This is a genomic window from Rhizobium sp. WSM409 (assembly GCF_057653825.1).
Genome location: NZ_CM172794.1, coordinates 984,873 through 1,008,745, shown reverse-complemented (window position 1 = coordinate 1,008,745; position 23,873 = coordinate 984,873). Strand labels below are relative to the sequence as shown.

23 protein-coding genes and 1 pseudogene are annotated in these 23,873 nt (G+C 61.4%); 10 read left to right on the top strand and 14 right to left on the bottom strand.

Annotated features, from left to right (window positions below; all coding sequences use genetic code 11):
* Positions 1-82 precede the first annotated feature (82 nt).
* Entirely contained in the window at positions 83-736 is a 654-nt protein-coding gene (locus tag AC25BC_RS05085; protein ID WP_017993392.1) for a class I SAM-dependent methyltransferase, read from the top strand.
* A gap of 61 nt (positions 737-797) precedes the next feature.
* Complete coding sequence (locus AC25BC_RS05080; protein ID WP_017993391.1) at positions 798-1,529, top strand: sulfite exporter TauE/SafE family protein; 732 nt, start codon at positions 798-800, stop codon at positions 1,527-1,529.
* 27 nt (positions 1,530-1,556) lie between these two features.
* Here AC25BC_RS05080 and AC25BC_RS05075 read toward each other — a convergent pair whose 3' ends face one another.
* Entirely contained in the window at positions 1,557-1,901 is a 345-nt protein-coding gene (locus AC25BC_RS05075; RefSeq protein WP_012756612.1) for a nuclear transport factor 2 family protein, read from the bottom strand.
* A 333-nt stretch (positions 1,902-2,234) separates the two neighbouring features.
* Between AC25BC_RS05075 and AC25BC_RS05070 the strand changes: the two genes are divergently transcribed.
* Positions 2,235-3,476 (top strand): multidrug efflux MFS transporter, encoded by a 1,242-nt coding sequence (locus AC25BC_RS05070; protein ID WP_128439244.1) that lies wholly within the window; start codon positions 2,235-2,237, stop codon positions 3,474-3,476.
* On the opposite strand, the gene AC25BC_RS05065 is transcribed toward AC25BC_RS05070, so the two are convergent.
* Complete coding sequence (locus AC25BC_RS05065; RefSeq protein WP_128439245.1) at positions 3,473-4,093, bottom strand: TetR/AcrR family transcriptional regulator; 621 nt, start codon at positions 4,091-4,093, stop codon at positions 3,473-3,475. The genes AC25BC_RS05070 and AC25BC_RS05065 overlap by 4 nt on opposite strands.
* Before the next feature lie 115 nt (positions 4,094-4,208).
* Here AC25BC_RS05065 and gstA point away from each other — a divergent pair, with 115 nt between their 5' ends.
* On the top strand, positions 4,209-4,892 hold the full coding sequence (gene gstA / locus AC25BC_RS05060) for a glutathione transferase GstA (protein ID WP_128439246.1): 684 nt from the start codon (positions 4,209-4,211) through the stop codon (positions 4,890-4,892).
* Positions 4,893-4,933: 41 nt separating this feature from the next.
* Here gstA and nadE read toward each other — a convergent pair whose 3' ends face one another.
* The 4 genes from nadE to AC25BC_RS05040 form a co-directional block, all read right to left on the bottom strand.
* A complete protein-coding gene (nadE, locus tag AC25BC_RS05055; RefSeq protein ID WP_012756608.1) occupies positions 4,934-5,767 on the bottom strand; it encodes an NAD(+) synthase in 834 nt (277 codons plus the stop codon).
* Between the two features lie 232 nt (positions 5,768-5,999).
* A complete protein-coding gene (locus tag AC25BC_RS05050; RefSeq protein WP_128439247.1) occupies positions 6,000-7,205 on the bottom strand; it encodes an adenylate/guanylate cyclase domain-containing protein in 1,206 nt (401 codons plus the stop codon).
* Positions 7,206-7,235: 30 nt separating this feature from the next.
* Positions 7,236-8,855, bottom strand: coding sequence for an MDR family MFS transporter (locus AC25BC_RS05045; protein WP_113547057.1), 1,620 nt, complete (start codon positions 8,853-8,855; stop codon positions 7,236-7,238).
* 137 nt (positions 8,856-8,992) lie between these two features.
* Entirely contained in the window at positions 8,993-10,246 is a 1,254-nt protein-coding gene (locus AC25BC_RS05040) for an HlyD family secretion protein (protein WP_128439248.1), read from the bottom strand.
* A 137-nt stretch (positions 10,247-10,383) separates the two neighbouring features.
* Between AC25BC_RS05040 and AC25BC_RS05035 the strand changes: the two genes are divergently transcribed.
* Both AC25BC_RS05035 and AC25BC_RS05030 read left to right on the top strand, forming a co-directional pair.
* Positions 10,384-11,286, top strand: a complete 903-nt coding sequence (locus tag AC25BC_RS05035) for a LysR family transcriptional regulator (protein ID WP_128439249.1) — start codon at positions 10,384-10,386, stop codon at positions 11,284-11,286.
* 166 nt (positions 11,287-11,452) lie between these two features.
* Complete coding sequence (locus tag AC25BC_RS05030) at positions 11,453-11,998, top strand: hypothetical protein (RefSeq protein ID WP_028741562.1); 546 nt, start codon at positions 11,453-11,455, stop codon at positions 11,996-11,998.
* 193 nt (positions 11,999-12,191) lie between these two features.
* On the opposite strand, the gene AC25BC_RS05025 is transcribed toward AC25BC_RS05030, so the two are convergent.
* Positions 12,192-13,079, bottom strand: a complete 888-nt coding sequence (locus AC25BC_RS05025; protein WP_113547054.1) for a branched-chain amino acid aminotransferase — start codon at positions 13,077-13,079, stop codon at positions 12,192-12,194.
* A gap of 248 nt (positions 13,080-13,327) precedes the next feature.
* Between AC25BC_RS05025 and AC25BC_RS05020 the strand changes: the two genes are divergently transcribed.
* Positions 13,328-14,371 carry a zinc-dependent alcohol dehydrogenase family protein gene (locus tag AC25BC_RS05020; RefSeq protein WP_012756601.1) on the top strand — a complete coding sequence of 348 codons (1,044 nt, stop codon included), beginning with the start codon at positions 13,328-13,330 and terminating at the stop codon, positions 14,369-14,371.
* A gap of 249 nt (positions 14,372-14,620) precedes the next feature.
* On the opposite strand, the gene AC25BC_RS05015 is transcribed toward AC25BC_RS05020, so the two are convergent.
* Complete coding sequence (locus tag AC25BC_RS05015; protein WP_113547053.1) at positions 14,621-15,439, bottom strand: sugar phosphate isomerase/epimerase family protein; 819 nt, start codon at positions 15,437-15,439, stop codon at positions 14,621-14,623.
* A 2-nt stretch (positions 15,440-15,441) separates the two neighbouring features.
* On the opposite strand from AC25BC_RS05015, the gene AC25BC_RS05010 reads away from it, so the two are divergent.
* Positions 15,442-15,870 (top strand): hypothetical protein, encoded by a 429-nt coding sequence (locus AC25BC_RS05010; RefSeq protein WP_245459828.1) that lies wholly within the window; start codon positions 15,442-15,444, stop codon positions 15,868-15,870.
* A gap of 15 nt (positions 15,871-15,885) precedes the next feature.
* Positions 15,886-16,353: a cupin domain-containing protein gene (locus AC25BC_RS05005; RefSeq protein WP_128439250.1), complete on the top strand. Its 468-nt coding sequence runs from the start codon at positions 15,886-15,888 to the stop codon at positions 16,351-16,353.
* Between the two features lie 71 nt (positions 16,354-16,424).
* On the opposite strand, the gene AC25BC_RS05000 is transcribed toward AC25BC_RS05005, so the two are convergent.
* The 6 genes and pseudogenes from AC25BC_RS05000 to AC25BC_RS04975 form a co-directional block, all read right to left on the bottom strand.
* On the bottom strand, positions 16,425-17,000 hold the full coding sequence (locus AC25BC_RS05000) for a histidine phosphatase family protein (RefSeq protein WP_128439251.1): 576 nt from the start codon (positions 16,998-17,000) through the stop codon (positions 16,425-16,427).
* A gap of 53 nt (positions 17,001-17,053) precedes the next feature.
* Positions 17,054-17,548 (bottom strand): P-loop nucleotide/nucleoside kinase family protein, encoded by a 495-nt coding sequence (locus AC25BC_RS04995; RefSeq protein ID WP_128439252.1) that lies wholly within the window; start codon positions 17,546-17,548, stop codon positions 17,054-17,056.
* Between the two features lie 74 nt (positions 17,549-17,622).
* Positions 17,623-18,093 (bottom strand): GNAT family N-acetyltransferase, encoded by a 471-nt coding sequence (locus AC25BC_RS04990; protein ID WP_128439253.1) that lies wholly within the window; start codon positions 18,091-18,093, stop codon positions 17,623-17,625.
* A pseudogene (locus AC25BC_RS04985) lies at positions 18,068-18,463 on the bottom strand (P-loop NTPase family protein); the annotation flags it as partial. The gene AC25BC_RS04990 and the pseudogene AC25BC_RS04985, both read right to left, overlap by 26 nt.
* A gap of 36 nt (positions 18,464-18,499) precedes the next feature.
* Entirely contained in the window at positions 18,500-19,351 is an 852-nt protein-coding gene (locus AC25BC_RS04980; protein WP_128439254.1) for an alpha/beta hydrolase, read from the bottom strand.
* A 110-nt stretch (positions 19,352-19,461) separates the two neighbouring features.
* Positions 19,462-21,843: a methyl-accepting chemotaxis protein gene (locus tag AC25BC_RS04975; RefSeq protein WP_128439255.1), complete on the bottom strand. Its 2,382-nt coding sequence runs from the start codon at positions 21,841-21,843 to the stop codon at positions 19,462-19,464.
* Positions 21,844-22,495: 652 nt separating this feature from the next.
* Between AC25BC_RS04975 and AC25BC_RS04970 the strand changes: the two genes are divergently transcribed.
* On the top strand, positions 22,496-23,770 hold the full coding sequence (locus tag AC25BC_RS04970) for a hemolysin family protein (RefSeq protein ID WP_012756593.1): 1,275 nt from the start codon (positions 22,496-22,498) through the stop codon (positions 23,768-23,770).
* Positions 23,771-23,873 lie beyond the last annotated feature (103 nt).

Sequence of the window (23,873 nt, the reverse complement as noted above, 5' to 3'; positions counted from 1 at the left end):
CTGGTTTGTGCCTTGGGTCACATTTCTGGGGAACCGAAGCCTCCCTCAGGAGTTGAAAACCTGGGCTTTTAGGAGGTGCGGCATGTCAGAGCTTCGCAGCAGGGCGGACGATCAGCAAAAAATCTATCAGCGCTGGGCACCGGTCTATGACCGGGTCTATCGCGGCATCCTGCGCGATGGCCACCGCAAGCTTGCAGCCCTCGCCGCTGCGGCCGGCACCGACATCCTGGAGATCGGCGTCGGCACCGGCCTGACGCTCGGGCATTACCCGCGCCACTGCCGGGTGACCGGCATCGACATTTCCGAACACATGATTGCGCGGGCGCGTGAAAAGGCGAGACGCGAAAAGCTGCATCATGTGCAGGCGCTTGATGTGATGGATGCGCATGCGCTCACCTTTGCCGACCGTTCTTTCGATGTGGTCTGCCTGCCCTTCGTCATCACGCTCATCCCCGAACCCGAACGGGCGCTGGACGAATGCGCCAGGGTGCTGAGGCCGGGCGGCGAGATCATCCTTGCCAGCAAGCTTGGCGACGGCGCCGGTCTGCAGGGCGCGATCGAGACGGCGGTGGCGCCGCTGGTGCGTCACATCGGCTGGTCCTCCGCCTTCCGCATTCACCGCATCGTCGCCTGGGCCGAGCGCCGCGGCGACTTTGCCGCTGCCGATATCCTGCCGGTCTTTCCGAACGGCTTCTTCAAGATCATCCGGCTGAAGCAGCGCGGACTTGCCGGCTGAGACCGGAACTTTTTTCCCCGCGTCGCTTATTCTGATGCTACCGTTCGCCTGAGGGGACTGCATGACATCGGATATCTTCTTTTTCATCGTCGTGGGTTTCTGCGCGCAGATCGTCGACGGCGCGCTTGGCATGGCCTTCGGCGTACTGTCGACGACGAGCCTTCTCGCCTTCGGGGTGCCGGCGGCCAATGCCAGCGCCATGACGCATGTGGCGGAAATGTTCACCACCGCCGCCTCGGGCATCTCGCATGCCTATCATCGCAACGTCGACTGGCGCCTGGTGGCGCGGCTTGCACCGGCCGGCATGATCGGCGGCGCGATCGGCGCCTATCTGCTGGCCAATATCGACGGCAAGGCGATCGCGCCCTTCGTGTCGGCCTATCTGATCGCGATCGGGCTGGTGATCCTCTACAAGGCCTTTCGGCCACCGCCGAAGCGGGATGTTCGCGATTGGATGGTGCCGCCCGTCGGATTTTGCGGCGGCGTGCTCGATGCGATCGGCGGCGGTGGATGGGGTCCGATCGTCACCAGTTCGCTCGTTAGCCGCGGCCATGACCTGAAACGGGTGATCGGCTCGACCAATTTCACCGAATTCGCGGTGACGCTGACGATTTCCCTGACCTTCATGCTGACGCTCGGCTGGTCGGAGCTCAATTCGGCGATCGGCCTGATCATCGGCGGCGTCATCGCCGCCCCCTTCGGCGCGATCCTCGTCAAACGGCTGCCGGTGCGGCCGCTGATGGTGGCGGTGTCGATGATCATCATCGGCACGTCGGCGATACGGATCCTGTAAAGAGCTATCGCCATCCCGGCCGGGGGATCAGAGATTCCGGCCGAAATAGACATCCACGGAGGCGATCTTGTCGCCGCGGAAGCGAAGGCTCTCGATGTTGCGGAAGCTGCCACCGTCGCGTTTTTCCGCACGGTAGCGGACGACCGCCTCGTCGCCGTCGATCGCCAGGAATTCGATGTCAAAGCCGCGGAAGACCGGCTCCTTCGGCCAGCAACGCTCGAAATAGGTCGCCCGGTCGATGTGGTCGTCGCGCGGACTGGAGAAGGTGAAATCCTCCGTCAACATGGCGCCGACAATATCCTTGCGATCGTCGAGATAGGCGGCGTAGAGCTGACGGACGGTCTGCTCTCGGGATGTGCACATGTCGCTCATGGCAATGTCCTTGGATTAACCGATTGCATCATGCAATCGGTCCTGTTCTAGCACTTTTGCCCGAGAGGGTCCAGATTGCGGCTCTCATTTCGATAGACAGGTCACCGATGCGAAAGCGCTGTCTTGAAGGATGGGCCATAGCGCGGTTATATCAGTGCGTGCCCGCCCTGGAACGGCGAGCGCATGCACCGCTACGGCCTATGCGCTCGACCTCGAAAAGCTCGATCTTCAGGACAGTTTCACCCGCGCCGATCTCCTCGCCGCGGCAAAGGGCACATCGTTTCATCAGGCGTGCGGAACTTCGCCCGCGCGATCAATGCCGGGGCAGAGAGAATGACCGATACGCAATTGGACGCCGCCAGCGCCAGGCCGGGCTCGATCTACTGGAAGCGCAATCTCACCATCTCGCTGATCGGTTCTTTCACCACGATCGTGGCGATGACGCTGCTGCTTCCCTTCCTGCCGCTCTATGTCGAGGAGCTCGGCGTCAGCGACCATGCTGACATCGTGCAATGGTCGGGCATCGCCTATGGCGCCACCTTCTTTGCCGCGGCTCTCGTCGCGCCACTCTGGGGTCGGCTCGGCGATATCTACGGCCGCAAGCTGATGCTGGTGCGCGCCAGCCTCGGCATGACGCTGGCGATCTCGCTGATGGGCATGGCCGGCAATGTCTGGCAGCTGGTGGCGCTGCGCCTCTTCGTCGGGCTTGCCGGCGGTTATGCCTCCGGCTCGATGGTGCTAGTGGCGACGCAGACGCCGAAGGACCGTTCGGCCTGGGCGCTCGGCGTGCTCTCCTCCGGCATCATGGCCGGCAATCTCGTCGGGCCGCTGATCGGCGGCGCGCTGCCGCCGATCATCGGCATCCGCGGCACGTTCCTCGCCGCCGGCGGCATGATCTTCCTCGCCTTTCTCGCCACGGCCTTGCTGATCAAGGAAGAGAAATCGCCGGCCCGCAAGCAAGCGGCCAAGGCCAGCGGCGGCTGGAAATCCATTGCCGACAAGCGGCCGGTCATCGCCATGCTGGCAACCGGCATGCTCTTGATGTTTGCCAATATGTCGATCGAGCCGATCATCACCGTCTATGTCGCGCAGCTGGTGCCCGTCGAATCCCAGGTGACGATGGTATCGGGCGTCGTCATGTCGGCGGCCGCCCTCGGCAGCATTCTCTCGGCCTCATGGCTCGGCAAGCTTGCCGACAGGATCGGCCATTGGCCGGTGATTGCAGGCGCGCTCGCCGTCGCCGGGCTGCTGCTGATCCCGCAGGCCTTCGTCACCAGCGCCTGGCAGCTGATCATCCTGCGTTTCCTGATGGGTGTGGCGCTCGGCGGGCTGCTGCCCTGCATCGCCGCGGTCATCCGCCACAGCGTACCTGACAGTGCGGCCGGCAGCATTCTCGGGCTTTCGATTTCCTCGCAATATGTCGGCCAGGTGGCTGGCCCCATCCTTGGCGGTTTCGTCGGCGGGCATATCGGCATGCGGGCAGTCTTCCTCGGCACCTCCGTGCTGCTTGTCGCAGGTGCGGCCTATGCCTGGATGGTACGGCCGAGGGATGCGGAGACTCGGGAGTCGACCTAAGGATCATTGGCGCTTCCGCAGATCAGCTCGACGCCTGACCGGGCGATCGCTTCCAGCGTCTCGCGGCTGTCGCCGGCGCGGGCGCGGACGGCGAGCGAATGCATGACGGCGGAGGCGAGCCTTGCAAGCATCTGCGGATCGGCGCTTTCCGGAAGCTCGCTTCTTTCCACGCCAAGCCGCATGCGCTTTTCGATCTCGTCGTCGAAATCGTTGAGGCTGCGGCCGAGCACCTCGCGGACCCGCTCATGCTGGACCGCCTCGACCGATGCCGTGCCGATCAGCAGACAGCCGCGGGCGGCGGTTTCGCCATGCAGATAGATCGCCAGCGCACCGGCATAGACGCGGGCGATGTTGTCGCGCAGCGGCAGTGACGGGTCGAGTGCCTCAGTCAGCACGTCCATGCCGTCCTGCCGATACCCCTCCAGCGTATCGAGATAGAGATCCTCCTTGTCGCCGAAGGCGCCGTAGAGGCTCGGGCGGTTGAGCTTGGTCGCAGCGCTCAGATTGTCGAGCGAGGCGGCGGCAAACCCCCTGTCCCAGAAGACATCCCGCGCCTTGCCGAGCGCCGCCTTGGCGTCGAAAGCCCTCGGGCGGCCGCGCTTCTTCTCGTCTTTCATATTTGTACCGTTTCGCATTAAATTCTTGACGAGAGTTATTTTATGCGAAACAGTACAAATGTTCAACGCTATTGGCGGGCGGCACCGACCGCCTCCACAAGGGGAGGAAACCGGAATGAAACTTTACATGCACGCAGCCGCCTGTTCGCTTTCGCCGCACATCATCTGCCGCGAGCTAGGGCTCGATATCGAGCTCGTCCAGGTCGACCGTAAGACCTACAGGACGAGCACCGGCGAGGATTACCTCGCGATCAACGGCAACGGCTATGTGCCGGCGCTGGTGCTCGACGATGGCAAGGTGCTGACCGAGGGACCGGCGATCGTGCAGTTCCTCGCCGACAGCGTGTCCGAAGGGGCAGCCTTGTTGCCTGAGGTCGGCAACATCCGCCGCAACGAGGTGCAATCCTATCTGAACTTCATCACCGCCGAGCTGCACAAGCCGATGGTGCTGCTCTTCAATCCGACTTATTCCAGCGTTCATGGGGAAGTCCGCGCGCTGATATCGAAGCGGCTCACCTGGCTGAACGGTCGCCTTGCCGGACCCTATCTCACCGGCGATGCCTTCACGGTGGCGGATGCCTATCTCTTCGTCTGCCTGAACTGGTCGCCCTGGACCGACATCGATCTCAAGCAATGGCCGGCGCTGCACGGCTTCATGGCCCGCGTGGCGGCACGGCCGAAGGTGCGCGAGGCATTGCGGGCCGAAGATCTCGAGGCCTTCGATGCCGACGGCGTCTATTTCGCGCCGCATGCCTATCTCGCTTCATCAGGACGAACAGGAGAGCCGGTCAGACCGTAAATCCCCAGCTTGCGCCCGCGCATCCCGCGCTTGGGCGACCGTCAGAGCGCGCTGACCGCCACCGGCAAAGCGCGCTTGTGAGCAGTCGCCCGATAGGCGGCGAGGATGCGGCGGCGGGCGATCTCGCCGACCGGCTTGCCTTCGAGGAAATCGTCGATCTCGTCATAGCTGACGCCATAGGCCTCCTCGTCGGGGCGCAGCGGCCGCTGGTCCTCGAGATCGGCGGTCGGCACCTTGAACACCAGCTCGTCCGGGGCGCCGAGCCGCTTTGCCAGCAGGCGGACGCGGCGCTTGTTGAGGCCGGCGAGCGGCAGGATATCGGCGGCGCCATCGCCGAACTTGGTGAAGAAACCCATGACCGCCTCGGCCGCATGATCGGTGCCGATGACGAGGCTGCCAAGCGCCCCGGCAAGAGCGAACTGGGCGATCATCCGCTGGCGCGCCTTGATATTGCCGAGGATGAAATCCTGCCGGCCGGCATCGGCAAAGGCGAGGCCGCCGTCCTGCGCGGCGGCAAGCATCGCATCCGCCGGCGCCTTGATATTGACCACCATCGAGCGGTCGGCGCCGATCGTTTCCAGCGCCCTTCCCGCATCCGCCTCATCCGCCTGGACACCGTAGGGAAGGCGCACGGCAATGAATTCGGCCGCATGGCCGCTGTCACGCAGCTCGCGCACCGCCTTTTGAGCCAGCAGCGCCGCCGTCAGCGAATCGACGCCGCCGCTGATCCCGAGGACGTAGCCGCGCATGCCCGAGGCGACGAGATAATCCTTGAGAAAAGCGGTTCGCCGTTCGATCTCGCGCTCAGGGTCGATATCGGCGGCGACACCCAGTTCGCGGATGATCTCGCCTTGTTCGTCGAACAGCACAGTCATAAGCCTCTTCCTCCCTGCTTACGGAATTTCGGCGCCACTATGGCGAAAAGATGGGGGAAGACGAAACCGTTTCGGGCAGACCTGCCATGCATTTTATGCAAGTGGGCGGTTTGGTATCTCGGTGGGTGCAGCACCCCCTCTGCCCTTTGTTTGGGGAAGCCATCGCGCCCATCCAATCTCCCTCCTTGTGGGGGAGATGCCCGGCAGGGCAGAGGGGGGTGGCGTCGCGCCCCTACCGTACGATCGTAAACAGCTCCACCGGATCGGCAAACCCCTTCAGCCCGTGCGCCCCGACCGACACCACATCCCCTGCCCCCGCTTCGTCGCGAAACGGCGCCGACATCAGCAGTGCCTCTCCCAGTTCGCTGCAGGCGGTTTGGATACGGCTGACCAGATTGACGTCGCCGCCGATCAGGGTGAAGTCGAGGCGGCGGCCGGAGCCGACATTGCCGTAGCTGACCTCGCCATAATGCAGGGCGATGCCGGCTTTGACTCCGATGCCCTCGTACTGGAAATGGTCGATCTCATCGAGGATGGCGCGGGCCGATGCCAGGGCCGCGCCGCAGGAATGGGCGGCATCATAACCCGGGAAGAAGGCAAGCACGGCGTCGCCCATGAACTTCAGCACCTCGCCGCCTTCACGGGTAATGGCCGGCACGATCCTGTCGAAATAGGCGTTCAGCAGCCCGAGCACGGTGCTGCCGGGCAGCCGGTTCGACAGTTCGGTAAAGCCGCGCAGATCGCAGAGCAGCAAAGCTGCCTCCATCGATTCGATCTCGTCGCGGCGGATGCGGCCGGCCAGGATGCGGCTTGCCGTCAGCGGGCCGATATAGGTATCGAGCAGGCTGAGCTCGACCTGGCGAAGGATGCGCAGCTCGCTGGTGTTGCGCAGCGCCGGCAGGATGCGCTCGATCACCTCGCGCTCGGAGGCGGTGAAGCCGCCCGGCCGCTTGGTGCCGAAGACGGCGGCGCTGACCGGGCCGTCGACATTGCAGAGTGGCGCGATGACGAGCTGCATAAGGCCGCGATCGGCAAAGACATCGATATGCTGCCAGCGGCCATGCACGCTTTCTCTGGTATCGACGACCAGCGGCTCGCGGGTTTCCATGACCTTGCGCAGCGGCGTATTTGATATGGCGACGCGCGCGCCGTGTTCCCGATCATGGATCTCGACCGGTTCGCCCGGCGCCCAGGCGATGGTGCGGCCAATGAACTCGGGATGCAGCGTCATCAGATGCAGCGTCAGCCGGTCGACCGGCAGGCCGAGCGCCTGAAGCCTGCGGCCGAGGCCGGAGACGAGGCCCGCTTCATCGAGCGCGTGGCATTCGTCGCCGGAGAGCCACTCGATGATCGAGAGCAGTGCGCCGACGCTGACGGCATGGCCGGCGGTCTTCGTTTGGAGCCTGTCGGTATCGGGAGCATAGATCGCTGACGTCATGGCTTTCTCCTCCTTGAGGGCCGCACGGCGCTAGTGGGCGCCGCCGCCGGAGAGTTGACCGGGTTTCCTGAGAAGCAGGCTTGCAAGCAGGGCGACGACGAGGGCGACGCCGAGCAGGAAGAAGGTGTCGCTGAAGGCCATGATATTGGCCTGTTTGCGTATTTTGAGCGCGATGGCGACGACGGCCTTATGGCCGGCAAGCGCCTGATCGCTGACACCGTGGCTCATGAAATAGCCGGTGAGCCTGGCGATGCGATCGCGCGTGGCTTCCTCGAAGATCGAGACCGAGTGGGTCAGGATATTAGAGTGGAACTGCTCGCGTTTCGACAGGAAGGTTTGCAGCGAAGCGATGCCGACGGCGCCGCCGAGATTGCGCATCATATTGAAGAGTGCGGAAGCCGAACCGGCATTTTCTTGCTCGATGCCGGCGGTGGCGATTGCCGAAAGCGGCGTGAAGACGAGCGCCTGGCCGATCGCACGGACGATGTTCGGCCAGAACAGCTGGTCGCTGGCATAATCGCCGGTCATGTGGACGTTCATGAAGTTCGAGGCGGCAAAGAGGGCAAAGCCGACGACGATCAGCAGGCGGACATCGAAACGCTTCATGAGCTGCGGCACCAGCGGGATCAGCAGCAACTGCGGGATGCCGGTCCAGGCGAGAACCATGCCAATCTGCTCGGAATTATAGCCCTGAATGCGGGTCAGATAGATCGGCAGCACGAAGACCGAGCCGTAAAGCGCAATACCGAGCAGGAAATTGGCGACGATGCCGAAGCCGAAGTTGCGGCGCACGAGCAGGCGCAGGTTCAGCAGCGGATTGGCGGTCTTCAGCTCGATGATCAGGAACAGCGTCAACGAGACGGCGGCGATAACGGACAGGCGGAGGATGAAATCGGAGCCGAACCAATCTTCCTTGTTGCCCTCTTCCAGCACGGTCTGCAGGGCGGCGAGGCCGATTGCCATGGTGATGATGCCTGGCCAGTCACCCTTGGCGAGCAGCTTCAGGTTCATCGGCGCGCGGTCGAGCGAGGCCCAGAGCAGGCCGACCATCAGCGCGCCGGGTACCAGGTTGACATAGAAGATATGTTCCCAGCCCCAGTTCTCGGTGAGATAACCGCCGATCGTCGGGCCGATCGCCGGCGCGAAGGTGGCAGACAGGGCAAAGAGCGCGAGGCCGATCGGCTGCTTGGCCTTGGGCAGCAGGGTGATGATGATGGTGAAGGCCATCGGGATCAGCACGCCGCCGGAAAAGCCCTGAATGGCGCGCAGGATGATCATCTGCTGCAGATTGGCCGCGAAGGCGCAGGCAACGGAGAAGATGAGGAAGAGGATGGCGTTGGTGAGCAGGTAATTGCGGAGCGAGAAGACCCGCGCCAGCCAGGCGCTGAGCGGAATGACGACGATCTCGGCGATCAGATAGGAGGTCGAAATCCAGCCGCCGTCATCGGTGCCGGCGCCGATCGCGCCCTGGATATCGGCAAGCGAGGCATTGACGATCTGGATGTTGAGGACGGCCATGAAGGCACCGAGCGTCGAGCCGACAACGGCTGCCCACATGCGAAGTGGGCTCATCGCCGCAGGTGTCGCGGGCGCTGCAACGGCGGGGGGCGCCAGCGCATTGCTGTTGGCTGCGATCTGAAGAGTGGCCATGGCTTATCTCCTTCCAGCTCTCGCGGGAAACTTTCTCATGACGGGGTTCGGGTGATCATTCGGGGAATGATCGGGATCATTCGGGAATGATCGGGATAATTGGGCGAAGAAGGGAAGGATCATCCAGCGTGGCTGGATTATCCCTCCCCGGCTGTTCCAGGGGCTTGGGCAGGCTTGGTCTCGGCAGCTTGGGTCTGGGCAGCCTTGGTATCGATTTCCGGCTCGACCGACATGCCCGAGCGCAACAGGCCGCTCAGCGCCTCGTCGTCGATGACGATCTTGACCGGGATGCGCTGGACAATCTTGGTGAAATTGCCGGTGGCATTGTCCGGTGGCAGCAGCGAGAATTCCAACCCGCTTGCCGGCGAAACGCTGTCGACATGACCCTTGATCGAGATATCGGGAAAGCTGTCGACCTTGATCTCGACCGACTGGCCGGGGCTGATATAGGTCAACTGCGTTTCCTTGAAATTGGCAACGACATAGACCGCATGCAGCGGAACGACCGCCATCAGCTGCGTGCCCGAGGTGACATACTGGCCGACCCGGATAGACCGGGCGCCGACCGTGCCGTCAACGGCGGCGACGATACCCGTATAGGAAAGGTTGAGCTCTGCCTGCTGGGCGGCGGCTGCCGCACGGTCACGCTGGGCAACCGTCTGTTCACGCTCAGTCTGCAGCACGGGCACCTTATTCTGAGCCGTGACGAGGGCTGCCCGATCGCGCTCGACGGCGGCAGCGGCCTGGTCGCGGGCCGACTGGGTCTGTTCGGCGCGAGACTGGGTGCCGGCGCCGTTGGTGATCAGGCGGGCCGAGCGGGCGGCATCGGATACTGCGAAATCCAGCGATGCCTGCGAGGCATCGACCGTCGCCCTCGCCTGCTCGATCACCGATTGCTGCAGGGAGATCTGGGCGTCGATATTGGTGATGGCGGCTTCGGCCGCCTTCACATCGGCCTTGGCCTGCGACAGCGCGGCCTGGAAGTCGCGGTCGTCGATGCGGGCGAGAACCTGGCCGGCCTTGACCGCGTCATTGTCGTTGACCAGCACCTGGCTGATATAGCCGGCGACCTTCGGGGCGACAGTGGTGTAATCGGCCTTCACATAGGCATCGTCGGTGGATTCGATGAAGCGGCCGACCGTCCAATAGCGGTAGCCGAAATCGCCGGCGAAAGCGACGCCGGCAAGCAGTACGGCGGCGATGACGGCGCGCTTGACCATCCGACGGCCGGTCTTTTTGGGAGTTTCCGCAGCCGGTGCTTCGGCGACCGGCGCTTCGGAGACAGGCATGGGGCGCGCCTCCGCCGTAGGCGCCCTGGCCACTTCCTCGGCCAGGATCTGCTCAGCCTCCCTCGCACTTTCGAAAACGTCTTTGCGGGGTAACTCGACCATCGTCCTTCTCCTTCACCGTTGGCCTCCTCGTGAGAGGCCCTGTTCGATATGAAGGAAAATGCACCCTGACATTTATTTTGATAATCTGCTTATATCGGGAAGGATCATCAACTCTCAGCGGATAATCCGAGGGCAATATGGATCGGCTGACAAGCCTCACAGTCTTTGGCCGGGTGGTGGAATGCGGTGGTTTTTCCGCCGCCGCGCGCCGGCTCAACATGTCCGTCACCATGGTTGGCAATCACGTGCAGTCGCTGGAGGACCGGCTCGGCGTGCGACTGCTCAACCGCACGACACGCAAGGTCAGCCTGACGGAAACCGGCAAATATTACTATGAGCGCTCTTTGCAGATCCTGGCCGAGCTCGATGAGGCGGACCGGACGGCCGGCGCGCTGAGCACGACGCCGCGCGGCACGCTGAAGGTTTATACCAGCAGCGCCATCGTGCGTTTCCTGCTGCCCGTCGTCGACGAATTTATGGAACTCTATCCGTCGATCTCACTCGATTTCAGCGTCGGCGAGCGGATGGTCGACATGATCGAGGATGGCTACGATCTGGTAATGCGCACCGTACCGCCGCCGGATTCATCGCTCGTCGCGCGCAAGCTGACGCCCTGGCGCCATATGCTCGTCTGCTCGCCGGTCTACTTCGAGAGCCATCCGATGCCGAAGACGCCGGCCGAGGTCGCCGACCACAACTGCCTACAATATGCCTATTACCCCTATGGCGACGAATGGCGCTTCGAGGATGGCGAGGGCAAAAAGGAGAGCGTCAAGATCAGCGGCAATGTCGTCTCAAACAGTGCCGAGATGCTGCGTTTCCTGACGCTGACCGGACGGGGCATCTTCCTGGCGCCGAGTTTCGTGGTGTTCGACGACATCGCCGAAGGGCGGCTGGTGAAGATCATGCCGGACTACCGGCCGATCGAATTCAACATCAACGCGGTCTATCCCAACCGCAGCCATCTCCCGACGAAGGTGCGGCTGTTCATCGACCTCTTGGCGGAGAGATTTGCGGAACATCGGAAGTGGATGACGTGAGGGGCAATTTTACATTGGAGGTCACCCTTCACTGCAACACAGCGGAATTCGGCAGCAATGCCGTTCGGCCCCAAAAATGCCTCGACTTCGCTGGACACCATTCGACTATGAAAAACAACAGGATGGTGTGTCGGCTGTGCCCATAGATATTTGGAATGTTCGGCGAATGGTCATCGCCGCTTTTCTTGGCATCGCGTGTGCAGCTTACCATCGCGCCTTGGATTTTTGGCCGCTTGATTCGGCCAATGGGCTACGAGGACTCTTGGATCTACTGGGAGGGCCGCTGCTCTTTCTCTCGGTCGCGGGCATACTGTTCGTTTGGTTTATCGGCGCATTAGTCGCGTTATTTCGTCGTCGTATCCGTGGAATGGTGAGTCGTCTTATTGCTATCATCATTGTTCCGGTTTGTTTTGGGACGATGATCACCGTGCCTTTGTTCGATCCTTGGCTATGGTACGTCATTTTCAATAAATCGCGTTTCGAAGCGTCGGCAGCCGCGAGTGGCTCTGCACAGAACGGTACGATCATCGAGGGGCGCGACGTTTCGACAGGGATCGCCGGCGCGGGTTACAATCATTTTGTCGCTCTCATCTTTAGCGAAAGCGATCCGCCCAAACTGGTTTATGGCGACAGCGATGAAGAAAAATTGGCAGCCAATTCGGTGCTGACGCACCTCTACGGCAATTTCTACAGGCGAGATGAGTACTTTTGACGACCCTTGCGTGAACTGAGAGGCTGCGGCTATCCCCCTTCGCCCCGCAAGCGGGAGAAGGTGCCGGCAGGCGGATGAGAGGCGGGCTGGGCTCTGATCCGCCGAACCGCTGCAGCCCTGCGCTTGCGCTTCGGGCGTTCGTCGTTGCAATCGATTCACTGGATCGATTGCTCCCGCTTCGCGGGACCTCTCCTCACTCCTCGCTCTCGCTGCGGCCGAAGGCCCAGTCCATGTAGAGTTCCAGCGCCTTGCGGGTGACCGGGCCTTCCTGCAGGTCGCGGCCGTCGAGGCGGGTGACGCCGACGACTTTGGAGTAGTTGCCGGTGGTGAAGATCTCGTCGGCTTGCATGAAATCCTCGACGGAGAGCGCTGCTTCATGCACGTCGAAACCGGCCTTGCGCAGCAGGTCAATAACGCGGGCCCGCGTAATGCCGGCAAGGAAGGTGCGGTTGGCGGCGGGCGTCATCACCACGCCGTCCTTGACCATGAAGACGTTCGAGGAGGCGGTCTCGACGACATTGCCGTTCAGGTCGCGCACCAGCGCATTGTCGAAACCGCGGCTGCGCGCCTCGGCGATCATCCGGCCGCTATTCGGATAGAGCGAGCCGGTCTTTGCCTCGGTCATCGCCGTTTCCGGCGACGGGCGCCGATAGGGCGAGACAGTGAGGCTGGTGCCGCCATGACCGCCCATCGGCGCCTCGAACAGGCAGAGCGCGAAGCGGGTCGATTCCCCGTCGACGGCGACGACGCTGCCGGGCGAACCGTGTTCGCCCCAGTACATCGGCTTGATATAAATCGCCGTGGCGCCATCGAATTTCGCAACGCCTTCCCAGGCGAGCGCTACGATCTCCTCGGCCGATTTCACCGGCTTCAGGCCCATGGCAAGTGCCGAGCGATTGATGCGCTGGCAATGCAGGTCGAGATCCGGCGCGATGCCGTCGAACCAGCGGGCACCGTCGAAGACCGTGGAGCCGAGCCACATGGCATGGGAGGTCGGCCCGATCAGCGGCGGATTGCCGGGGAGCCACTCTCCATCGACATGAGTCCAGGTGGTTGAACGGGGTGTTGTATCGACTGCCATGATGGTTTCCTCCTGAAGCCGGAGAAGGAAAAACCGCCGCGGTAAGCCGGGTCAAGGACAAATCCCGAGCGGAAACACGGAAGCAAGAAAATGCCGGGGAATGCCGCCAGGCCGCAATATTCGTGCGCAGCAACGGCAGCTTCATCGATGGGTGCATCAGCAAAAATGATGGAATGGAATGTTGGAATGGCTGGCTGCCGCATGCGATGATGGGCGCAACAGCGGATAAGCAGCAAGGAAAGACGCCGATGAAAGCCATGTTCTACGAAGCCTTTGAACAGGCGCCCGAAATCCGCACCGTTGCCGATCCGACGCCGGCCGAGGACGGTGTCGTCATATCCGTCGGGGCCAGTGGGCTCTGCCGCAGCGACTGGCATGGCTGGATGGGGCACGATCCCGATATCCGGCTGCCGCATGTGCCGGGACATGAGCTTGCCGGGAGGATCGTCGCCACCGGCCGCGGCGTGATGCGCTTCAAGGTGGGCGACCGGGTGACCGTGCCCTTCGTTTCCGGCTGTGGCCATTGCAGCGAATGCCATTCCGGCAACCAGCAGGTCTGCCCGAACCAGTTCCAGCCGGGCTTCACCCATTGGGGGTCGTTCGCTGAATATGTGGCGATCGATTATGCCGATACCAATCTGGTGCACCTGCCCGATACGATCGACGATGCGACGGCGGCAAGCCTCGGCTGCCGCTTCGCCACCTCGTTTCGCGCCGTCGCCGACCAGGCCCGCACCGGGCCTGGCGAATGGATCGCCGTACATGGCTGCGGCGGCGTCGGCCTGTCGGCGATCATGATCGCCACCGCGCTCGGGGCGAATGCGATCGGCATCGATATATCCGAGGAGAAACTCGCCTTTGCGCGGGAGTGCGGGGCGGTGGCGACGGTCAATGCGTCAGGCGTTGCCGACGTGGCGGAGGCAGTGCGCGAGATCACCAAGGGCGGCGCGCATGTCTCGATCGATGCGCTCGGCCATCCCGTTACCTGCTTCAACTCGATCAAGAACCTGCGCCGGCGCGGGCGGCATGTTCAGGTGGGGTTGATGCTCGGCGAGCATGCGACGCCGCAAATCCCGATGGCACAGGTGATCGGCCACGAGCTGGAAATCTACGGCAGCCACGGCATGCAGGCCTGGCGCTACGACGCCATGTTGTCGATGCTTTCGGCCGGAAAGATAGCGCCGCAGAAGCTGATCGGACGGCGGATCAGCCTCGAGGAAGCCGTGCCGGCGCTGATGGCGCTCGACAAGGCCGAGGCCACGGGGATCAGCGTGATTACGCGGTTTTCGTGAGGCGACTCCGCCTCCCGTCCATAGCGAGCACGGGAGGAGCAAAGCGCCGCCACTGTCCTCTTCTCCCCAGCGGGGAGAAGTGCCGGAGCGATAGCGAGGCGATGAGGGGGTGAGCGGCAAAGCCGCGAATGCGCTGAGCGCAAGCGAAGGGCAATAATAAATGTTCTGCCCGTGCTGCCCCCTCATCCGCCCTACGGGCACCTTCTCCCCGAGGGGAGAAGAGGGAGCCAGGCCGCTTTGCAACGACCCTTATTCAGCCACCCCAATCGAGGCGAGATAGGCCGCAGAAGCCGGGATCTTCGACTTGTCCTTGATCTCGATGATGAGGCGCGGATTGCTTTCGAGTTTGGCAAGGGCCCTAAAGACGGCCTGCCAGTGGATCGAGCCTTCGCCGAGGCTCCAATGTCGATCGGCATATCCGTCGGCATCCTGCAGGTGGACATGCTGGAGGCGGTTGCCGGCGGCCTTGACGTAATAATCGACCGGCGGAGCACCGGTATAGCCATGGGCATAATGGGCGTGGCCGGTATCGATCGAGACGGCAACGGCGGGCGATTGGAAGCTCTCGGCAAGCGCCACGCGAATATGCGGATCCTTGTCTTCGATGTTCTCGATGACCATGGTGCAGCCGATATCCTCGGCGCGCCTGATGGCGTCGCGCAGGGTCATGTGCGTGCGCTCGACCAAGGCCTCGCGGGCGCCGGCATTGTCGTCGAGATTGTTGTAGGACCAGGACGTATAAGGGCTGTGAATGACCATATGGGTCGCGCCGATGGCGGCACAGACATCGAGGCCCTGCAGCAGGCGCCTTGTGACGATGGCGCGGATATCAGGATCTTCCGAGGCGATGGTGAAGCCCCAGAACGGGCCGTGAATGCCGAGGCGGCCACCATGACCGTCGAGAAGCCTTCTGGCGCGGGCGGCGAGCGGCGCCCAGTCACCGTTCAGGATCTCGGCATCGACGAAGCTCTGCAATTCGAGATCGCGGGACTTTTCGAAGAGCCAGTCGCGGTGAAGTTCGACTTCATCGAGCGTCATGGCGGCGCCGACGACGGGAAGAGAGGACATGGATGCGCTCCATCAATGTGAATGATCATGTGAATGCCGAGACGGCGTGGAAGGACGGCTCCAAGAACGGCCGCCGCGTTCTATGCGCTCCTTCTGTGTCGGCGGTATTACAGGCGCCGAGCCTTTCGAACCCTTCCGGCCTCAGTCATTTCCGCATAGCTGATGCGGCATTGCCGGACCTTGCGGAAACGCCCCGAAGTACCGATATCGGCCCCGACAGTCTCGTGACGCAGTGGCGCGCGAGCGGCGCTGAACCCCTGGCAACGAAGCCGTTGTTCATCGCTTCGGCTGATATAGCGCGCTTCCTTGAGGGCGTTCGGCGATGGTACCCCCAACAGCAGGGCGGGTTGTCAAAGGCGGCGCAAAGGTCTAACGGCTGCGCCCGCAAGAAAAAGCCCATAAGAAGAAGCCCTGTAAGAAAAAGCCCGTAAGAAAAAGAAAGAGACATGATGTCCAACTCATTTGTAAAAATGCCTGCGAGCGACGAGGCCAAGCGGTTTTTCGTCCTCGGCGACCGGGTCGAGCGGCGGCTTAGAATCAGCGGAACCTGGCTCAATATTTTCGACGTCACCGTGCCATCAGGTAGCCGGACGCCGAAACATGCGCATGCGAGCCCGGAAGTGTTCCGCATCCTCGAGGGAAAGCTGACGATCTGGCGCCTGAGCGACAGCGGCCCGGAAGAGATCGAGGCCGGCGCCGGCGACATCGTCACCATCCCTCCCTTCATGGTGCACGGCTATTCCAACCGCGGAACCGTCCCCGTGGTCTTTTCCGCGGTCGTCGACCGAGATATGGCCGAGTTCTTCGAAGCAGAAGGTGCTACGGAGCCACCTAAGGCCAGCCCTTCGGCGGAAACCATCGCCCGCATGACGGCCGCCGCCAATGCCTACGGGATTACCATCCTCGCGGCTTAGCGGAACGTAAGCATCGGGGACGGAAGCGAGCGTCAACGACACCGGCTATGTTTGGGAGGTTGCCTAATCGGTCATCGGTCCGCCGGACTGTCCGGTACATCGATAACCTTCCTTTCGTTCCCGTTCAGCACAATAGCAGTCGGCATGGAAAGACTTCGCCAGAATGCCAGCGGATCGACCCTGAGAACCCGAGCAGCGTAGATCGACATGGCGGTGCCATGTGTTACGATCATTAAGTCGCCGCTCGGTTGGGCTCTTCTCGCTCGGGCCATGGCTTGGTCCATTCTATTGAAAACCGCATCTGCGCTTTCGTCGCCAAATGTGAGCTGGTGAGGATGCTCCAACAGTCTGGTGATGCCTGCTTCAAAATCAATTCGCGCAATATATCCTACCTTTGATCGCTCGTGTTCCCGCAAGTCAGAATCAAGACAAACGGGAAGAGCCAGACGATCAGCAATCAAGGCAGCGGTTTGATGCGCTTTCCTTTCAGGACTGCTGCGTATTTCCTTTACGCGGAAGCCAGAGAGGTATTTTGCCAACTCGATCGCGGCTGCCTCACCAGCCGCACTGAGGCTCCAGTCGATAGACGGCGTATCTCCTTCAATGGAAGGGATACTGTGACGAACGAGAACGATCCGAGATTCCATGGTTCCGATCCAGGTTCGTCATTGATTGACGGCAGGTTGGTGTAATTACCTTCTCAGTCGCCAAGTCGATCGATCAGTTCATCTACAGCCGCTTCCACCGTTTTCGAAGCCGTATCGATGAGGATTGCATCGTGCCATTCGTCATAGGCTCTTTCGGAAGTCTCTTGCCATGTCGGCTTCACCAGACCTTCGACGTCAGTGGGGCGCGTTTCGACACGGTTGCGGTGCTCGGCTTTGTCCGAGCAAACGACCTCGACCTCCGCCGACGTCACACCAGCGGCTTGCGCGACCGAAAGCCACGCTGACCGGGTTATCCGAAGCGGGTTGACTGAGTCGGCGATAACGGTCCTGCCGAGGGTCAGATTGTCCCCGGCAATCCCGTAAGCCACGATATAGCCTGCAGGCCCGGCATCATCGGCTATTCCGGAGGCGCGGATTGCCTGCTCGATGGTATCGACGCGCACATGGACCGCATTCAACCGCTCGGCCAGAGCGCGGGCAACCGTCGTCTTTCCACTGCCAGGCAGACCGCCAAAGATAATGAGCATCGTGACCTCGGCGTTGGTTGGAGAAGCTCCACGAGAACGTCAGGGCAACTCGCGGTCAGTGCAATACTTCACCATTAAGACCCAGTTCGCAATTCTTTAGTCAGCACCGGGTTTTCACCACCGGCCTCAACGACGGTCCATCCGAGCGCGTCGTAGAATCCCACGGCGTCTCGCGCCGCATTCACAAGCAGTCTCTTAACCCTGTGTTGTGATGCGAATTTTTCGAGGCCGGTCATGAGCATCCGCCCGTACCCTTTTCCCTGGCATTCCGCCTTGATCGCGACGGTCCGCACACATGCGGTCTGCTGGCTCATCAGATCAAGCCGAGCCGCACCGACCGGAGTGTTTTCAAGCAGAAGCAGCAAAGGGAAATGTCCAACCCTTCGATCATCGGGGTGGTTCGGATCATAGCCAGTCAAGCCGCGGGCCTCGAAGAGGACGGCGCAACGGATATCGTGGTAGGCATTCCAGTGTTCGTCCGCAAACACCTGGACGACCATCCAGGCGTCTTCGCCCTCGTCATTCGGAAATCTGGGCTCGTTCATCAATGGCCTCGTCGATGCTGGTGGACAACCGGTCAGCAAAATCGGTGACCGCCTCACGGCTCGATAACAGGAACTTCGGACGGGAAAAGACCGAGAACAATCGCGCGTGTGTCTCGAAGGAGTTCCAGTTGTTCGTTCTACTCCTGTATTCGGCCACCCACTTTAAAAGGCCATCGAATTGCGTTTCGGTCTCGCCGCCTTGGATGCCTCGCAGCTTGATGTTGGCGATGCATTCCCCCTCCGGCAGATCAATCCAGATCAGGATCGTCGTGCGGTTGAGGACCATGTTCACCAATTGCCCGTAAACGCCCTCCATGACCCAGGCGTGGCGCTCGGCCGCCGCCTTGACCATCTCGTCCCGCAATGCCCTGCTTTCAAATCAAAATTGAGCGCGCCATCCTGGCAGTTATGTTCGCTTGAGGAAAGCTGGCCGCAGAGCAAAGAAATTCGCGGTCGCCATCACCAGCGCATCGAGAGCTTCAGTGCCGCGCGACGTATTGAAGGCGTGGTCCATCGGACTGATCCGAAGCTCGTTGTCCCCGTTATGGGCCGACACGAATTTTTGTCCTGTGCCCGCCGGAATGGCGGTATCCAAGGACCCTTCCGCCACAAAGAGCGGGCCATCATAGGCCTTGATTTCATCGAATGGATCGTGCGTTGCCACCTCTTGAAAGAAGAGGTGCCTGAGCTTGAGCCTGGCGCCCCACGGCATCACGATCTCGGTCGCAATGCTCTCTTCCGCCAAACCGCGAAGATAGGTTTTCTGACCGATCAGAGCGGGAAAGGAAACACTTGGCTCTCCAACAGCAGCCCAAAGAGCAATCCCGGACGACCAGTTGGTACGGCCGCCGATCGCAGCGGCGATCAATCCTCCCTGGCTCCACCCCAGCAGGAAGATGCGGCGTCCATCGACGCGAGGGTCGGATCTCAGAAACTCCATCGCGGCAATGCCATCCGCTATTTGGCTCGAATATGTCGTGTTCTCAAACAGGCCGTCGCTTTCGCCGCTTCCACGGAAATCGATACGAAGACTGGAAAACCCGAGGGATGCAAAAGACCTTGCTATGTAGGCGAAAATTCCTTTGCCTTGGCTTGGAATCTGAAGCTCATCGCGAACTCCGCCAAACCCAGGGAAAAGCAGGATCACCGGCTGTGGTTTTCCGGCAGCAAGGCGCAACGTGCCGACAACACGCTCTCCCTGAACGTCAAAGGCTACGACCTCCTCTGACGGTTCGTTATTGTTGCGGTCCTTTGGCAATTTCCACCACCGAGATACAACCAAATACAGAGCTGAGGCGGCAACGAACTCGCCTGGGTGCTATCTGCTGCCAAGGGGAGCGGCTTCCAGCGGCGTCAGACGCCTAATGTCTAGAACTCTTCCCAGTTGCCCTCGGTCGAAGCCGGTGCGGCTGAGGTGCCGAAGGCGGCTGCGAGCTTGCCGCCGAGTGCGCGGGCCGGCGAGGGAGCGGGCCTGGCATGGTCGGTGGCCGAGGCGGGCACCGCTCTGCGCGCCGCAAGCGTCGCCGCGACCGGGCGTGCCAACGGCTTGGCAGCCGTCCGCGCGACGGGGGCCGCCTTTGCCATCTGGCCGAGGTTGAACTGCGCCAGACGCTCCGAGAGGGCAGACACCTCGGTCACCAGCGTGTGCGAGGCGGCATTCGATTCCTCGACCATCGCGGCGTTCTTCTGGGTCGACTGGTCCATCTGGTTGACCGCCGTGTTGATCTCCAGGAGACCCGTCGACTGTTCGCGGGCGGCCTGGACGACCGCCTGGACATTGCTGTTGATCTGCTGGACTTCGGCAACGATCGCCTGCAGCGCCTTGCCGGTCTGGCCGACGAGATCGACGCCACGCTTGACCTGGGCGCCGGACGAGGTGATCAGCGCCTTGATCTCCTTGGCGGCCGTCGCCGAGCGCTGCGCCAGTTCACGCACTTCCTGTGCGACGACGGCGAAGCCCTTGCCGGCCTCCCCTGCACGTGCTGCCTCAACGCCTGCATTGAGGGCCAGCAGGTTGGTCTGGAAGGCAATATCGTCGATCACGCCGATGATGTTGGAGATCGACTGCGAGGATTGCTCGATGCCGGTCATGGCGTCGACGGCATTGCGCACCACCTCTCCGGACTTTTCCGCACCATCCTTGGTGCGGCTGACAAGCGTTCCCGCCTCCTCGGCGCGAAGGGTGGAGTCCTTGACCGAGGTGGTGATCTGCTCAAGTGCGGCGGCGGTCTCCTCGACGGAAGCGGCCTGCTGTTCGGTGCGGCGGGCGAGATCGTCGGCGCCCGAGCGGATTTCTTCCGAACCGGCCTGGATAACGGCAGCGTTTTCGGAGAAGGAAATCAGGGCTGCCTGCAGCTTTTCGACAGACGCATTGAAATCGACGCGGATTTCGTCAAGCGAGTCGGCAAACGGCTTTTCCAGCCGGATGGTCATGTCTCCATTGGAAAGGCTGGCCAGTCCGTTGCCGAGTTCGCTGACCGCAAACTTGATCGAATCCTCGCGGGCGGCATGGAGGACGGAACGTTCCTGCCGTTCGATCTCTTCGCGGGACCGGGAGGTTTCCGCATCGACCTCGAGCCTGATCTTCTGGCGATTGCTTTCCAGCAGGATGGCGAGAGAACGCGAGAGGTCGCCGATTTCGTCCTTGGCATTCTTGTCGCTCAATTGCACGTCGAGCTGGCCATGGGCGATGCAATCGGTCTCGGCGATCACGCCCTCTATGCGGCGGATGAATTTGCGGGCGATGAGCCAGCCTGAAAAACCGAGCAGGAGTGCAGCGATGGCGGTGATAGCAACGGCGCTCCAGGCCATGTTGTTAAGCTGGGCAAAGACGGTGGATTTGGGCACCGAGACGACGGCGTACCAGTTCAGGTCATTCGTGAGCTTTACCGGATAGGCGACCGAGAAATAGGTCTGGCCGTCCGGGCCTGCGATCTCCTGCGCGACGCCGGGCTTGGCGATCAACTGATCCCAGCCGGCGGTCAGATCGCCGCCGTCCTTGATATTCTTGCCTGCGAGTTCTGCGGAAGGATGGCTGATGATGCTGCCGGTGCCCGTCACGAGGCTGAGATAGCCAGTCTCCATCGGGTGGACTGCCGAGATCGCCTTGTTGGCGTCGTCGAGCGAAATGTCCATGCCGGCGACGCCGAGCGCCTTGCCATCGACCATGATCGGCTTGGCGACCGAGGTCATCAGCACGTCCTTGCCGTCGACCGCATAGACATAAGGTTCGATGACGACAGTCTTTTTCTGGGTAAAGGGCAGCTGGTAGTAATCGCCGGCGCCCGACACGCCATAATCGACCAGCGGCGTGTGCTGGATCTTGTCGCCACTGCGGACCCAGTAAGGCACGTAGCGGCCCGTCGTGTCGTGGCCTTCCTTGCCGACAAAATCCTTGTCCTTGCCGTCGAAGGCATTCGGTTCCCAGCCGGTCCAAACACCGAGCGCCATCGCATTATCCTGCAGCATGTTCTTCAGCAGGTCGTCGGCGGCCGCACGATTGGCGTTTCCGCCCTCCTTCATCGTCGACAGCGACGTTTCCAACGCATTGACGATACCGAGCGCCACGCTCATGGATTTCTCGACGTTGAGCGCATTGGCAGCAGCGATCTGCAGCATCTCGTCGAGGCTCGATTTGCGCATATCGTTGTAGGCGATGTAAAAAAGAACGCCCGATGCCGCGATCGTGGCGATGACACCGCAGGCCGCCACGGAAAAAATGTTGCGTCCGGTCGCCGATTTGAACTGCATGCGCTTAACCTCCTCAAGCGGGCAGGTCGTCGATCGCGCACCGATCTATTCCGTCCCGGCTTCCCCAGACCGAGAACTGATTTCAGGACGTGGCTGCACGTCACGGAAATCGTTCGCAATTTGGAGAAAATACGGACAGGCTGTTAATTTACGGTGTATTGCGGCAGCTTTCCTTATGACTGGCTGATCGCCGCGCCTCTTTTAAGACGCGCAAACGCGATGGTGCTGCCGTTGGCGAAACTGTCACATCAAGACGCTATAAGGATTTTCGCCCGGCGCCTCTTGCGTCGGCACTGTTTCACCGTCAAAATTGCGACATGCCTGACAGCGACCCATCCAGTACAAGCTCCGCCCCTTCCAACCGGGATCTCCCGGCCGAGGAAGCAGGCGACCATTGTAGACGGTGCGATGACCTCCGCCTCGCGTCAAGCATATCTATGCTCCCGCAGAGAGGGCCGCTTCCCAGACCATTGCCGCTGACGGGCGGCCGCGGCTCACTTCAGAGGACCGGTCTGATGGAACCTGCACTGATGTCAACACTATGATGGAGAGACGACAGGCGATGCGTATATGCGTATAAGAGCGTCCCTTCGAATGCCTCGCCGCTTCGCCTGATGAATGCGGCACTACAACCTAAACGAATAGGGTCCCTGTGTTTCTGGAAATTGGAATTGTGGCGTTTCTCACCATCCTGAATGGTGTGCTCGCCATGTCGGAGCTGGCCGTCGTGTATTCTCGAACAGCTCGCCTAAAGGTCCTCTCCGACAATGGAAGCAAGGGTGCAGCTCAAGCGATCAAACTTGCTGAAAACCCTGGTCGTTTTCTCTCAACGGTGCAGATCGGCATCACGCTGGTCGGCGTTCTATCCGGCGCTTTCTCGGGGGCCACGCTCGGCGGCCGCCTGAGCGGATGGCTAGAAGCCCAGGGAATGTCATCGACGGCCGCTGATGCCATTGGCGTAGGTTCAGTCGTCGTGGCAATCACATATCTTTCGTTGATCGTCGGCGAACTTGTTCCAAAGCAGATCGCATTGCGGGAACCCGAAGCGGTTGCGGCCAGGGTCGCACCCGCTATGGCGGTCCTTTCAAAAATTGCGCTGCCACTCGTGTGGCTTCTAAACGCCTCCGGAAACCTTGTGCTCAAACTCTTGGGCCAAACAGGAAAAGCTGGCGAAAATGTCTCAGACGCAGAAATCAAAACTGTTCTGGCCGAGGCGCAGTCGGCTGGAGTGATCGAAAGCGAAGAGTCCGCGATGATATCAGGTGTCATGCGGCTGGCGGATCGCACTGCCCGAGCGCTTATGACGCCCCGGCGGGACGTCGAAATTATTGATATCGACGACAGCCTTGATGAAATTCGGACCCAGTTGCACAGGACGAAGCGGTCGCGGTTGCCCGTTCGAAAAGGCAGTTCGGACGAGGTGATCGGCATCCTTCCGGTCAAGGACTTCTACGACGCGATGTCCGAACACGGCAGCGCCGACATCAAGGCTCTGACGCAAGACGTCCCGGTGGTTTCAGACCTTTCAACTGCCATCAATGTTATTGAAGCCATCAGGAAATCGCCCGTTCACATGGTGCTGGTTTTCGACGAGTACGGCCACTTCGAGGGGGTTGTCTCGTCAGGTGACATTTTGGAAGCAATCATGGGGGCTCTGCAGGAGGGACCGGTCGATGAACAGGCCATCGCTCGGCGAGACGACGGCTCTTATCTCGTGTCGGGCTGGACGCCAATTGACGAGTTCGCTGAATTCTTAAACCTCAAGCTCGATGGCGACTTGGAATATCAGACTGTCGCCGGCCTGGTGTTGGAAGAGTTGAAACATCTGCCGGAATTGGGCGAGAGCTTCACGAGAGATGGATGGCGCTTCGAAGTCGTCGATCTCGACGGGAGGCGCGTGGACAAAATACTTGTGTCGGCTGAGTGAAGCTTCGTCGCCGGCGACTTCGCCTTTGAGGTCGTCAATCTCGACGGCCGCAACATCGACAAGATCCGCATCCACCACATGGACGATGTGGCCTGACAGCAGG